The sequence below is a fragment of the Pseudomonas sp. SDO55104_S430 genome, from assembly GCF_054070595.1.
In genome coordinates this window covers 1-13,548 of sequence record NZ_JBSVXG010000160.1, presented here as the reverse complement: position 1 = coordinate 13,548, position 13,548 = coordinate 1, and the positions used below count along the sequence as shown (strand labels likewise).

Below are 13,548 nucleotides of genomic sequence, written 5' to 3'. Positions count from 1 at the left end.
AAATTCCGCGCATCACCCTCGAAAGTGAAAACCGTATCGACGCGCGGCCCGACCTCGAAGACTACGACTACCCGGGGCGTTTCGTTGACCGCGAGCGGGGCCGGCACCTGGCCAAACGCGCCCTCGAACGCCATCGTAGCGACTTCCGGCTCGCCGAAGGTGAGAGCGATCAGCCGTTGCTGGTCAGCGGACACTTTCTCTCCCTGACCGAGCACCCGAACGGCAAGTGGAACGACCTTTGGCTGCTCACCGAAGTCACTCATGAAGGCGAACAGCCGCAAGTGCTGGAGGAGTCGGTGACCAGCGACTTCAGCACATTGAAGGATGGGTTAACTCAGGGCTATCGCAACCGCTTCAAGGCCACGCCGTGGGATGCACACTACCGCCCGCCACTGCGACATCCCAAACCACGGGTTCTCGGCAGCCAGACTGCCGTGGTCACCGGCCCGCAGGGCGAGGAAATCCATTGCGACGAGTACGGCCGAGTCAAGGTGCAGTTCCACTGGGACCGTGAAGGCCAGGGCGACGACAAAAGCAGCTGCTGGCTGCGCGTCTCCTCGGACTGGGCCGGGGCCCGCTACGGCGGCATCGCCATCCCGCGGATCGGCATGGAAGTGCTGGTCACCTTCCTCGAAGGCGACCCCGATCAACCCTTGATCAGCGGCTGCCTGTACCACAAGGAACATCCGGTGCCGTACCCGCTGCCGGCGAACAAGACCCGCAGCGTGTTCAAGACCCTCAGCTCGCCGGGCGGTGGCGGTTCCAACGAACTGCGCATCGAAGACAAGAAAGGCCAGGAACAGATCTTCCTGCACGCCCAGCGCGACTGGGACGAGAACATCGAACGCGACCAGAAGATTCGCGTCGGCAACGAGCGGCACGACACCGTCGAGCAGAACAGCTACAGCGAGTTCGGGGCCGAGGAACACCGCACGGTTCATGCGGACCGCAAAGCAGAGGCCCGTGCCGATGATCACCTGACGGTGGGTGCCAACCAGCACGTCAGGATCGGCACCGGGCAGCTCGTCGAGGCTGGTCGGGAAATCCATCTGAAAAGCGGCATGAAGCTGGTGCTCGAGGCTGGCTCGGAGATGACGCTGGTGGGGGGCGGCAGCTTCATCAAGATCGATGCCGGCGGCGTGACCATCAGCGGGCCGCTAATCAAGCTCAACTCTGGCGGAAGCCCGGGGGTTGGTACGGGGGCGGCACCGCTTTTGCCGGGGCCGCTGAAGGAGGCGGATGCGGATAAGGCGGGTGATTTGCTCCTTCCTGCCTTGCGTCAGGCACTGCAGAAGGCAGCCACATCGGCTCAGCCGGTGTGTGAAGTCTGTCAGAAGCTGGGAGCCGCGAAATGACTCATGGTATCTCACGTTATTTGCTTCTGGACGGCGCCAGCATCGATAGCTTGCCGACCCGTTTATACCGACTGGATAGCAGCCCGACGATCGAATGGCTCTATCACGGAACTCCCTATCGAGCGTTGTTCGATGTGGGTCCTGCTCTGGTCGTCCTGCGTGCCGACAGCCCACTCGAAAAAGCTTTCATGGACCACTGGCAACACGATGCCGGGGTGATGCTCGAGAGCGACGCGCCCATGCTGGAGCTGGCTGAATATCTGCGCAGCCTGCTCCATGCGCGAGTCAGCGGCGGTGCTTCATTGCTGTTTCGATACTACGACCCGCGTGTCATGCGTCATTGGCTGCCGGCCCTGAGTTCGGCCGAGCGAGATCGCATGATGGGACCGATCAGCCGCGTGCGACTGCCAGCGAAAGATGATCAGGGTGAGCAGTGGATCGTCCGTGAACAGGATCGGCAAAACACGCAGCAATACGCAGAGCGTCCTTGGCTGTATCTGGATGAGCAACAGCTTCAACAGATCAACCATGGAAAGCTGGAAGCGTTCGACCAGCAACTGCTGGAACACGTACGCACCTACTTTCCCGAGCCTCTGGCCGGGCTTTCCGACGCTGAACAGCAGCAATGGGCAGGCTCTTGCCGCGAGGGCGCTGCGCTTTACGGGTATTCAGCGCCCTACGATATTGCGCGCTGGGCAGCGTTGGTTGCGGAGTACGGCACCGCATTTCCACAGGCTCCCGAACATCAGGCATACCGCGAAATTCTCCAACAACAAACCCTCAACGCCGAACAACGCTTGGATGCCTTGTTGGTGGAACTGCAACGCAATTGGGTGCTGACTGACAAGGAGTCTTTTTAATGACCCTCACTACTCTCGATAAAATTCGCAATCTCGCTAAGGCTGATCACGCCGCAAAAAAACGGTTTGGCAGCGAAGACCTGTCGAGCCCGGTCAGCACATGCCCGGCCCGGCAAGCGGAGATCTTCGTCGTTCCCGGCCGCTACGCGATGGCCGAACAGGCCGCCGAACACGCGGATTTCCAGCCTCCCAGCCCGACCCAAAGCCATCCGATGGCACTGCGCCGATTGCGTGGAGGGTACGTTTATCTGTGGCATGTCGAAGGCCCGCTCAAACGTTATGCCGTGGCCGCTGACGGCCTGTTGCTCGAACAACCGCTGACACAATCCCACGCCGCCATCCCCATCGGAGAAATGGCCGGGATTGCCCTGAACAAGTGTCACGATGCCTGGATGCTCTACAGCGAAATGCCGTTGGCTCAGGACGCCTGCGAGCGTCTTGAAAACGCCGATGAACGCGGCAAGCGCATGCGCCCGATCCAACTCACCGAGGTCGCCGATCGCCTTTCAGCCAAACACTGCCCACCGCTCGACAAGGCGCTGGAGCTGGTCGCCGAACTCATGCCCAAGGTACGTGAGGCCGCCCTGGCCCACGATTACCAACGCAACGGTGCCGCCTACCGCCAGGGCATGGAAGCACTGGGCAAGGTGCTGTATGCCAACCCCACATCGGAAAACATCAAGGCCTACACCGCCAGCTCGGAGTTTCTGCGCGAGCGTGAAAACGCGGCCGCTGGTCAATCCCCCGAGTCACCGCCGATTGAGCCGGGGACCTGGAGCGCCAGTCCATGGGAAGTGGATGCCACTCAAGGCTGGCTGGACGCAGCCAAGCGTCAGGCTGGGCCGCTGTATGCGGTGTTTGCTGCGCTCGATGATGATTTGGGTGTGCTGCGGGATATCAACCATGAACAGGAGTTGGTCGAGGCGCGTCATGAAGAATGGGTCGGCGATAACAATCTGCGCCTGAGCATCGGCGGATTTGTGCGCAGTCTGGTCAGCGAAGACGGGGCCGAATTGGCGGGCACTCTGAGCTACCGCTACAAGGATCGCAACATCAACCTCACGCCTGATCAGGGGCGGATCATGCTCGATACACAGCGCAAGCTGGATGAGCAGCTCAAGGTCGAAACCCAAGCCCGTCAGCATGGTGGTCAGCCTACCCATGCTCAAGCCAGCGCTCGGGATGCGCGTATTGCCACTATCGTTGCGCCCGTACGGGCTTTCATTCCGGCGGATTTGTACACCGAAGCGGAGTTTGTGGTGCGCGAGTACCGCGCCGAAAAGAAGGCCAATCTCGACAACGATTTACTCAGTGCCAAAGTGAGCGAATACATTGACCTGAAGGCGATGAACACATGGCTCGACATCACCGCACCTTCGCATTTCCAGGAGATCGAACAACGTCATGAGGTGCTGTTCAGAGATCGGGACGTGTATCTCAAACGTTCCGTCAACGGCACCTGGTTTGTCGATTACCACGATCTGGACACACGGCACTGGTTGACCGAACTGGCCACTGGTTGTTTGACCGCTCAATGCATCCGCACCCGGGGTGCCGAACAATACGCTGACTATGTGCGGGCAGCCGACGGTGGCGCGCTGACGCATCTGTTTCGTGCCTGGACGCCTTCTCTCGATGCCGGCATCAACAACACCACTCGCATTGGTGAGCTGATGGCAGCACTGGCGTCCGAGAACATCGTCGCGACCTATCAGGCACTTAAGCCACTGACAGCACCGATTCTGGATGACCTCGCAGCCATGGCCCGAGACGCCGATAGCCCTTGGAGCTTACTGGTCAACCGTCTGGCGGCTTCGTTGCTGTTGCTCAAAGGCGAGAAGTCCTTCAGCAGTGCATGGCTCGGTATTTTCGTCACTGCGCGCCTGGGCAGCGATACGCGTATGGAAGCTTTGAACATAGGCGGGCGACAGGTTTGGGTGTTGCTGGGACACAAAGCCGAAGGGCTGAATCAATGGGCCAACGCCACCGGTAAAGCCATTGGCGCGGGGCACGTGATGAACATTGTGAACTCGCCCTTCGTGACCAACAGCGGTGGCGTCGTACCACTTGCGGCCCTGCTGTTGAACGCCGTTAACGCGAGTAATTTTTTAAGTCAGGTAGGAGTCGGGGAGGGCATGGATAGTCAGCGTGTCAATGACGCGGTTTCCGCATCGTTGTATGCCGCGGCGGCGCTGACGGCGGTGATTGATAGTCAGGTGAGGAAGGGGCTCGATATACAGAAATTTGGTAAAGGGAAGGCCATGTTTCCAACTCTCACAATGTTTGGCGCGGCTATTGGTGGATTATCAACTTCCGCAGCACTGAAAGAATTCAAGTCTTTGCAAACGCAATTGGAAAGTGCACAGACAAGGGTCGATCCATGGCTGGAAATGCGCCAATCAGTGGTTGCTGGTCAGGTAACGGCTTATGGTGCTCAGGCACTCCTGGGAGTCGTCCAAACCGGCAGGGCCTTGGCAGGGTTGGTGGAGGTCGAGACCGCCATCTTGCGCTATTCACTGGGTATGGGCCCGCTGAACTGGCTCATCGCCGGTTTGGGTGTTCTGTATTTAATCACCTGGTTCTTTCAGCAAACCCCGCTGCAAAACTTCCTCAATTTTTGCTGCTGGTCAAAAGGGCGAGCAAACGATCTCGATCCTATCCCAGCCAAGGCTCAACACGATGAACTCAACCGACTGTACGGCTTCCTGTTTACACCTAGGGTCAGCATGAAGAGCAGTTCGGTGATGGGCAGTTCCAATGGGCCCTCCGGGCTATCTTCCGTGAGTTCCATTGATAGCCTGACCATCGACTTGCCCGGAGCGGAACCCCGCAACGCCTACCTGGAACTGAGCCTGATCGGTGATCCCGTCGATACCCAGGAATACCGATATTTGATCAAAAACAGCCGGGCCACTATCGTCCAGCCACCTCGCCCTTGGCGAAACATGGCACTGCATTGGCTGTCCAGCAGCAACTGTCGCTGGATACCGGTCAACGAAGGCCAAGGTTTGCGCCTGAGCGGACTGTTCAGCACCGTGCCGAATGTTCTTGGCTCAAAACCCCGCACAGTCTCCCTTCGTTTGCGTTATCGCACGCCATTGACCGCAATGTTGGGCGCAAGGAACTTTATCGGCGGTGAACGGGGATTGGCTTTTACCCTGAATGACAGTTCGGGCGTGATTGCCCTGCGGGATGACCCGACACCGGAACTGGATCGTGCGCCACGCTATGCGCTCGGCAAAGACGAGCCTGGGGCCGTTTACCTGCAACCCAAGGAAAAGCCATGAGCACGCGACCGGCAGGCACGACAAAAAAAAGGATATTTTCGCGCAATGACTACTTGGCACCATTGCCCATCCCCACTGGTGAAAAACCTTGCGATGTACTGAACATCATCTGGCGCAAGAACGAGGTGTTTCTCGATATTGGTTATTACAGCGTCGGTTCGGCGGTGATGGCGATATGGTCAATGGTGATGCTGTTTTTAGGACTGGGATATGGCTTGAGCGACCCTGACTTGCTGATCCTGGGTGCTTGTATTACTGGCATTCCAATCTTGCTCTTGATCGTTGGCTTGTTCCGTGAGGTGCCCTTGCCGGTGCGCTTCAATCGCCAACGCCGCGAGGTGTGCGTGCCGCAAGCGGATGGCGAGTACTGGATCGTACCCTGGGAAAACGTGACGGCAGCGGCGACGCAGCACTCGTCGGTCAGTCAGGCGGGTAAAGCCACCACGGGGTTGTTGATTATTGGATTTGAGAACCCTGATCCGCACGCCAAGGACGACAACAAACATTTTTCTATAGGCTTTAACTGTGGTGGTGGGACCACGGCCATGGCGTTGTGGGAGTGCATGCGCAGCTACATGGAAATTGGTCCGGATGCTGTGCCTGATAGCCAGTTAGGTATTGCCCCTTTCGAGGAAACGCAAATCGGTTCGATCATCACGGACTTGCGTAAGGGGGACCTGATAGGCGTCGTCTGGGGAATATTCTGCATTGCCATCCTGGGCACATATTTCGCGGAGAAATTGCAGAACTTGAAGCTGTCGCATCCGCCTGACCTGACCGATCCAGCCATCATCGAATGGTCCAAACCCTTGCCTTCCGAACAATGGGTTCAACGCTCCCCTGAGTTGGAACAGGCCATCTGCCTGCGAAAGGTTGAGCTGGAGCAAGTTGCATGAATGTCCGAACTATCAAACCGTTACCGAAACTGGATCGCGCGCCGGTTCCCGCGCTCGGCAAAGACGAGCCTGGGGCCGTTTACCTGCAACTTAAGGACAAGCCATGAGCACACCACCGGCAGGCACGACGAAAAAACGGATATTTTCGCGCAATGACTACTTGGCGCCATTGCCCATTCCCTCTGGTGAAGATCCCTGCGATGTACTCAACATTATCTGGCGCAAGAATGAGGTGTACCTCGATATCGGTAATTACAGCATTGGTTCGAGCGTAATGATGATCTGGGTAATGGCATTGCTATTTGCACTTATGAATTACATAAATCCTGATCCTCTCATCTGGGGAGGCGGATTAATCATATTAGGCATTCCTACCTTGTTTGTTATCTACGGCCTATTTCGCGAGGTGCCTTCACCAGTGCGCTTCAACCGCCAACGCCGTGAGGTGTGCGTGCCGCAAGCGGATGGCGAGTACTGGATCGTACCCTGGGAAAACGTGACGGCTGCGGCGACTCAACACTCATCGGTGAGCCAGGCGGGTAAAGCCACCATGGGCTTGTTGATTATTGGCTTCGAAAACCCTGATCAGCAGGCCAAAGACGACAACAAGCATTATTCGATGGGTTTTAACTGTGGTGGTGGAACCACGGCCATGGCGTTGTGGGAGTGCATGCGCAGCTACATGGAAATTGGTCCGGATGCTGTGCCTGATAGCCAGTTAGGTATTGCCCCTTTCGAGGAAACGCAAATCGGTTCGATCATCACGGACTTGCGTAAGGGGGACCTGATAGGCGTCGTCTGGGGAATATTCTGCATTGCCATCCTGGGCACATATTTCGCGGAGAAATTGCAGAACTTGAAGCTGTCGCATCCGCCTGACCTGACCGATCCAGCCATCATCGAATGGTCCAAACCCTTGCCTCCCGAACAATGGGCTCAACGCTCCCCCGAATTGGAACAGGCCATACGCTTGCGACAAGTTGAGGTGGAACAAATCGCATGACTGTCAGCGCTTTAACACCATCACCAGAACTGGATCCTGCGCCAGCCTACGCTCGGCAAAGACGAGCGCAGGGCCTTACCTGCAACTTAAGGACTCGCCATGAGCACACATTGCTCTGGTGCTGGATTACCACCCCCCTGAAACGAAAGCTGAACCAAAGCTGTCACCCTGCCAAGTTTCACAATCCCCACTCGTTCCCCAATCTAGGATGAAGACACCATCCCAACCACCACGCCTCTAGCCTCAGGAGCAATAAAAATGACTTCAAACCTCCTAAAAGCCGCCCTGATCAGCGGTGTCGTGCTGTTGAGCGCGTGCTCCAGCGTCAGCCCCCATCACGATTATTCGGCTGACTCGGTAGTGCCCAGTGGATTCGGCCCGGGGCCCACCAACACCAATCCCAACACGCTGAACTTCCACGGCAGTGCGCTTGGCAGCAGTTATGGCGAGTACGGTTCGGCTCTGTTGCATGACGATTGATCGATGACGCAAACGGTGGAGTGATTTCCACCGTTTGCGTTTCAGGAGGGGAGACTGCTTCGCAGTCGGACGCAGGCTTCGCCAACTGCTACAGGGGGCGAGTTATTTCGGGGTGGCGATCCACTCACCCAGTACCTTTTGATAGGTGCCAGTGACCTTGGCCAGATGCAGCCACTGATCCACATACAACTTCCAGGTCATGTCATCCCGCGGCAGCAGGTACGCCTTCTCGCCGTACTGCATGTATTGCGTCGGGTTGACCGCACACAGCCCCGGTTTCAGCTTCTGTTGATACAGCGCCTCGGAAGCGTCGGTGATCATCACGTCCGCCTTTTTCTCCAGCAGCTGCTCGAAGATGGTGACGTTGTCGTGCAGCTGCAATTGCGCCTTGGGCAGGAAGGCATGGACGAAGGCTTCGTTGGTGCCGCCGGCCGGTTCCACCAGGCGCACGGTGGGTTGGTTGATCTGTTCGATGCTCTGGTATTTGGACTGGTCCTCGCAGCGCACCAGCGGGATTTTGCCGTCGACGTCGAGGGTGGTGCTGAAGAAGGCTCTTTTCTGCCGTTCGAGGGTAACGGAGATGCCGCCCATGCCGATGTCGCATTTGCCGGCGAGCATGTCGGGCATCAGGGTTTTCCAGGTGGTGGGCACCCATTCGACTTTGACGCCGAGGCTGTCGGCCAGCGAGCGGGCCATGGCGATGTCGATGCCGGAGTATTCGCCGTTTTCGGCCTTGAAGGTGTAGGGCTTGTAGTCGCCGGTGGTGCAGACGCGGAGTTGGCCTTGTTGCAGGACCTTGTCCAGATGGGAAGCGCTGTCCTGTGCCTGGGCGCTCATCGAAAGGGCGAAGAGGCCGCTGAGCATCATGCTGCTGTAGATTTTCTTCATTGTTGTTCGGCTTTGGTGAGAGGGGGGCTGTAGTGAAACACATCCCCATCATCACCACGCAAGCCGGATTCTGGAAGCGCCTTACTGGCGCTTTGTAGTCTTCTCCGACGACGCCACGGTGCCGCTCCCACAGTTAATGTAGGAAGAGGTCTTCAGCCAGCGCTGGTCAGGGTAGTAGGAGAACAGCAGTTGCCCATCCTTCATCGAGTCGATCAGCTTGTGCGCGATGGCCGGGCGCACGGCCGGGCAGCCCAGGCTTCGGCCGATGCGGCCGTTGGCGCGGGCCAGGACCGGGCTGACGTACGGTGCGCCGTGAATGACGATTGCCCGATCGAAGGCGTTATCGTTGAAGCCCGGTTCCAGGCCTTCCATGCGCAGGGAGTAGCCGTTGGAGCCGCGATAGCTTTCCTGGGTGCGGAACAGACCGATGCTGGTGGCGAAGCTTTCGTTCTGGTTGGAGAACAGGGTGGCCATGTTTTCGCCGCTGTTGCGGCCATGGGCGACGAGTTCGTGGAACAACAGTTTGCGTTTCTTCAGATCGAACACCCACAGCCGCTGCTCGGTCGAAGGCAGGGAGTAATCGATGACTGCTAATCTTTGTGCCGGAACTGCGCTTTGTGCGCGAGAGCATTGTGTTGCGCGAACGGCCAGGGCGATGACCTTGGCATTTGCATTTGGGGCGGCTTTGGCGAGCGCGGCCTCAAGCGTTTCGGCGTAGGCTGTAGTGATGAAGGTCGACGTCAACAGCAGCGCTGTGAGTTGCAAGCCAAAGCGATGTAGCGCCATATGTAAATCTCATCAGGAATATGTCGAGTCTAGCAGCGGTTTGAACGCTAGCTTTTTGATTTGCGGGAGATTAGGGATTATCCATGGGGCAATTAACAAGGTTATTCGTCATAAGCCGCGGTTTGTTTATGGTCTTTCTGATCAGCGGCACTGCGCTCGGCGAAACTTCGCCGATCGTGCCGGTATCTCCGCAAACCTCCGAAAGGTCTGCGGCGCCTGACAACGTGGTTGGGCAGGGCATTCAAGCGATGCTCGAACCGTTGCAATCGGCCTTTCCGCCCCTGATCACTTCGCGCAAGCATCAACGAGCGGACATCAATCGCGTCGTTCTGGACTTTTACGCTCACCGTAATTATCGCGCCGCCTGGGCCGATGGACGTGATATAGCGCAGCTACTCAAGGGTTTGAACGGCACTGAGGCCGACGGCTTGAACCCTGCGGATTTCCGCGGAGCCGAGCTGGCCGAGGCGCAAATGCTGCTGCAGGCCAATGCGCCCACTCCCGCGCAATCGGCGGCGTTCGATATCGCCCTGACCCGCACCTATATCACCGCGCTGCTGCAATTACGGCGGGGCAAGGTCGATCCGGCCCGGCTGGATTTCCACTGGAACTTCGACCCGGTTGGCGTCGATCCCCGTGAGGATGTGAACAGTTTCTTTGTTGCCCTCGACGAGCACGATGTCGACCGCGCCTTCGCTCAGGCGCCCCCCCAGGAGGCGGTGTACGGCAGCATGCGCGAGGCCTTGGCGAAGTTGCGGCAGGTCCGCGATGTCGGTGGCTGGCCGAAGGTCACCGAGGGGCAGTCGCTCAAACCGGGGATGGAAGGTGCGTCGGTTGCACAGTTGCGCGCGCGCCTGGTGGCCGGTGGTTATCTGGAGCCCCATGCGAGTAAACGCAACGTTTACGACGACAAGGTCATTGCGGCGGTGAAGAAATATCAGGCCGAGCAGTACCTGGGCGCCGATGGCGTGGCCGGGGCGGCGACATTGGCGGCGCTGAACGTGCCGGTCGAGGCGCGGATCGATCAGGTCCGGGTCAACCTCGAGCGCGCGCGCTGGTTGCTGTACAAGCTGCAGGGCACCTTCGTTGTGGTCGATATCGCCGGTTATAAGGTGGCGTTCTACCGCGACGGAGAGCCGATCTGGCGCGCCCGGGTGCAGGTGGGCAAACCGTTCCGCAGTACGCCGGTGTTTCAGTCCGAGATCACCTACATCACGTTTAACCCGACCTGGACCGTGCCACCGACGATTCTGACCAAGGACATGTTGCCCAAGGTTCAGCAGAACCCGGATTACCTGGCGGCCAACCGGATCAGGGTGCTCGACAAGGCGGGCAATGTGCTCGATCCGTCCACCGTCGACTGGTCCAACGCCCGCGGCCTGACCCTGCGCCAGGATGCCGGCCCGGAAAACTCCCTGGGCCGGGTGGTCATCCGTTTCCCCAACGACTACGCGATTTACCTGCACGACACGCCGCACCGCGAGCTGTTTGCCAAGTCCATGCGCGCCACCAGCTCCGGCTGCATCCGCGTGGAGAATCCGCTGGAGCTGGTCGAGTTGCTGTTCAACGATCCGGTGCGCTGGAACAGTGAAGGGATTGCCAAGCAGCTAGCCAACGGCCGCACCGAAAACATCAAGCTGCCGGTCAGGGTGCCGGTGTTGCTGGCGTACTGGACGGTGGATATGAGCAACGAGGGGCGGGTGGCGTTTAAACCGGATGTTTACGGTTACGACACGCCGGTCTTGCAGCAGTTGAACAAACCGTCGAATTTGCCTGCCTTGCAACTGCCCGGAGGCGAAGCAACGATGGTGGTCACCGGACAGCGTCAGCCGTAGCCGACGGGCATCCATCAGCGGGGTGTTTCTGGCGTGAAACACCCCCGGCGAGCCGGCTGTCCGCCTGTCAAAACGGATCCAAGCGATCGTCTAGAGTTCTGTTAGCTCTGCCGAACCCGGCAGATCTCCCCTACGTACGGACGATCGCCAATATGTTGATTACTCAAGCATTGACAGCCGTTGCTCTGACCGTTGCCGCTTCAGCCATGCTTCCGCTCGCCGCCCAGGCTCAATCGAAACTCACATCCGAACAGGCCCATGCCATTGGCGTGGATGCCTATGTGTATTTCTATCCGTTGCTGACCATGGACATCACCCGCAAACAGTTCACCAACATCGAACCGGGCAAGGAATTCGGCAAAGGCCCGATGAACATGTTCGTGAGCGTGCCGGAGTATCCGCCAGCGAGTTTCAAGGGTGTGGTGCGCTCGAACTTCGACACGTTGTACTCCATTGCCTGGCTCGATTTGACCAAGGAGCCGCTGGTCATTGCCGCACCGGACACGGCCGGGCGTTTCTATCTGTTGCCGATGCTGGATATGTGGAGCGACGTGTTCGCCTCGCCGGGTTGGCGCACCACGGGCACCGAGGCTGCGCAGTTTCTGGTGACGCCGCCGGGCTGGACGGGAACCGTGCCGGCCGGACTGCAGCATCTGCCGGCGCCGACGTCTTATGTCTGGATCATCGGCCGTACCAAGACCGATGGCGCGGCCGATTATGCGGCGGTGCACAAGATCCAGGCCGGCTACACCGTGACCCCGCTGTCGCGGCTGGGCAAGGCGGCTGAGCCGGTGAGCGTCAAGATCGATCCGGCGGTGGACATGAAGACGCCGCCGAAGATTCAGGTCGATACCATGTCGGCGGCCAACTACTTCGCTTACGCCGCGGAGCTGCTGAAAATGCATCCAGCCCACAGCACCGATCAGCCGATGCTGGCGCAGATCAAGCGGATCGGCATCGAGCCTGGCAAGTCGTTCGACATGAACGCGCTGGATCCGGAGATCAAAGCTGCGCTGGAGTCAGTACCGAAAGATGCGCAGGCGCTGATGAACTGGAAAGTGGAGACCCTGGCGCGGGTGGTCAATGGCTGGTCGATGAACACCGACACCATGGGGGTCTACGGCAATTACTACCTCAAGCGCGCGATCGTGGCTCAGGTGGGGCTCGGCGCCAACTTGCCGGAAGACGCGATTTATCCGCTGAACATGGGCGACTCCAACGGCAAGCCCCTGGATGGCGCGAACAAATACGTGCTGCATTTCGACAAGGGCGAAGCACCGCCGGTGAATGCGTTTTGGTCGATCACGCTGTATGACCCGGAAGGGTTCCAGGTCGCCAATGGGCTCAATCGTTTTGCGGTCAGCAGCTGGATGCCGTTCAAGAACAATGCCGATGGTTCGCTGGACATTTACTTCCAGAACGAAAGCCCCGGCAAGGATCTCGAGGCCAACTGGCTGCCGGCGCCCAAGGGGCCGTTCAACCTGACCATGCGCCTATACGGACCTAAGGCCGATGCCTTGAACGGCAAGTGGAACCCGCCGCCGGTCATGCAGAAACAGTGATCGGCTGATGGAGGTGGCCGACGGAGATTCACCATCGGCCACCTTTACGCGTTCAGCTGCCCGTCCCGCCGCCTGCGCCACCGCTACCCCCACCCGCAGAGCCCGTGCCGCCGCCTGCGCCGGAACCCGAGCCTGTGCCCGAACCCGTGGTGCCGCTGGCACTGCCGGATGAAGACCCGGTGGCACCACCGTCACCGGCGTTGCCGCCTGAGGGCGCGGAGGGGGTGTTGTCCGGCGGCATGACCGGACCGCCGGTGGCGCCGGACTTGGTGCCGGTTGCATCGGAGCCGTCGTTGGAGGCGGCGAAGGTGGCCAGGGATGTAGCGGATAATAATCCGGCCAGTAACAGCGAAGTGAGTTTGATGTTCATGGAGGGAGCCTCTCCAGAAAATGAGTGGTTACCTGAAGTTGGTGTGGAGGGCAGGGTGGTTGGTGCCGGTTGGATGACGAGTGGTGCAATAGGGTGCCATCGATTCATTCATCGCCGCATAATCTGAAGGAAGGCACAAATCCCTGTGGGAGCGGGCCCTTTCTCTTATGCACCTCTTCCGCTGGCACCCACTCCTCCAGGGTTTCCATCTCTGTGATCACATCCT

Annotated in this window: 11 protein-coding genes; 8 read left to right on the top strand and 3 right to left on the bottom strand. The window is 58.9% G+C overall.

The window, feature by feature from the left end:
* The 6 genes from tssI to ACW9JE_RS22420 all read left to right on the top strand — a co-directional run.
* A partial coding sequence (tssI, locus tag ACW9JE_RS22445) for a type VI secretion system tip protein TssI/VgrG (RefSeq protein WP_457433976.1) occupies positions 1–1,355 on the top strand: 1,355 nt, incomplete at its 5' end.
* Positions 1,352–2,215, top strand: coding sequence for a DUF4123 domain-containing protein (locus tag ACW9JE_RS22440; protein ID WP_457433975.1), 864 nt, complete (start codon positions 1,352–1,354; stop codon positions 2,213–2,215). The genes tssI and ACW9JE_RS22440, both read left to right, overlap by 4 nt.
* The gene (locus ACW9JE_RS22435) at positions 2,215–5,502 is read left to right on the top strand and encodes a toxin VasX (protein WP_457433974.1); all 3,288 of its coding nucleotides are present in this window, start codon (positions 2,215–2,217) and stop codon (positions 5,500–5,502) included. The genes ACW9JE_RS22440 and ACW9JE_RS22435 overlap by 1 nt, the downstream gene beginning before the upstream one ends.
* Positions 5,499–6,398 carry a hypothetical protein gene (locus ACW9JE_RS22430; protein ID WP_457433973.1) on the top strand — a complete coding sequence of 300 codons (900 nt, stop codon included), beginning with the start codon at positions 5,499–5,501 and terminating at the stop codon, positions 6,396–6,398. Before ACW9JE_RS22435 ends, ACW9JE_RS22430 begins: the two co-directional genes overlap by 4 nt.
* 103 nt (positions 6,399–6,501) lie before the next feature.
* Positions 6,502–7,401 carry a hypothetical protein gene (locus ACW9JE_RS22425; protein WP_457433972.1) on the top strand — a complete coding sequence of 300 codons (900 nt, stop codon included), beginning with the start codon at positions 6,502–6,504 and terminating at the stop codon, positions 7,399–7,401.
* Between the two features lie 258 nt (positions 7,402–7,659).
* Positions 7,660–7,881 (top strand): hypothetical protein, encoded by a 222-nt coding sequence (locus tag ACW9JE_RS22420; protein ID WP_457433971.1) that lies wholly within the window; start codon positions 7,660–7,662, stop codon positions 7,879–7,881.
* Positions 7,882–7,983: 102 nt separating this feature from the next.
* Here the strand turns inward: ACW9JE_RS22420 and ACW9JE_RS22415 are convergent, their stop codons facing one another.
* A complete protein-coding gene (locus tag ACW9JE_RS22415; RefSeq protein ID WP_457433970.1) occupies positions 7,984–8,769 on the bottom strand; it encodes a transporter substrate-binding domain-containing protein in 786 nt (261 codons plus the stop codon).
* Between the two features lie 81 nt (positions 8,770–8,850).
* The gene (locus tag ACW9JE_RS22410; protein ID WP_457433969.1) at positions 8,851–9,555 is read right to left on the bottom strand and encodes a murein L,D-transpeptidase catalytic domain family protein; all 705 of its coding nucleotides are present in this window, start codon (positions 9,553–9,555) and stop codon (positions 8,851–8,853) included.
* 83 nt (positions 9,556–9,638) lie between these two features.
* Here ACW9JE_RS22410 and ACW9JE_RS22405 point away from each other — a divergent pair, with 83 nt between their 5' ends.
* Positions 9,639–11,390, top strand: a complete 1,752-nt coding sequence (locus ACW9JE_RS22405; RefSeq protein ID WP_457433968.1) for a L,D-transpeptidase family protein — start codon at positions 9,639–9,641, stop codon at positions 11,388–11,390.
* A 152-nt stretch (positions 11,391–11,542) separates the two neighbouring features.
* The gene (locus tag ACW9JE_RS22400) at positions 11,543–12,952 is read left to right on the top strand and encodes a DUF1254 domain-containing protein (protein WP_457433967.1); all 1,410 of its coding nucleotides are present in this window, start codon (positions 11,543–11,545) and stop codon (positions 12,950–12,952) included.
* A gap of 52 nt (positions 12,953–13,004) precedes the next feature.
* Here the strand turns inward: ACW9JE_RS22400 and ACW9JE_RS22395 are convergent, their stop codons facing one another.
* Positions 13,005–13,322 (bottom strand): hypothetical protein, encoded by a 318-nt coding sequence (locus ACW9JE_RS22395; RefSeq protein ID WP_457433966.1) that lies wholly within the window; start codon positions 13,320–13,322, stop codon positions 13,005–13,007.
* Between the last annotated feature and the right edge of the window lie 226 nt (positions 13,323–13,548).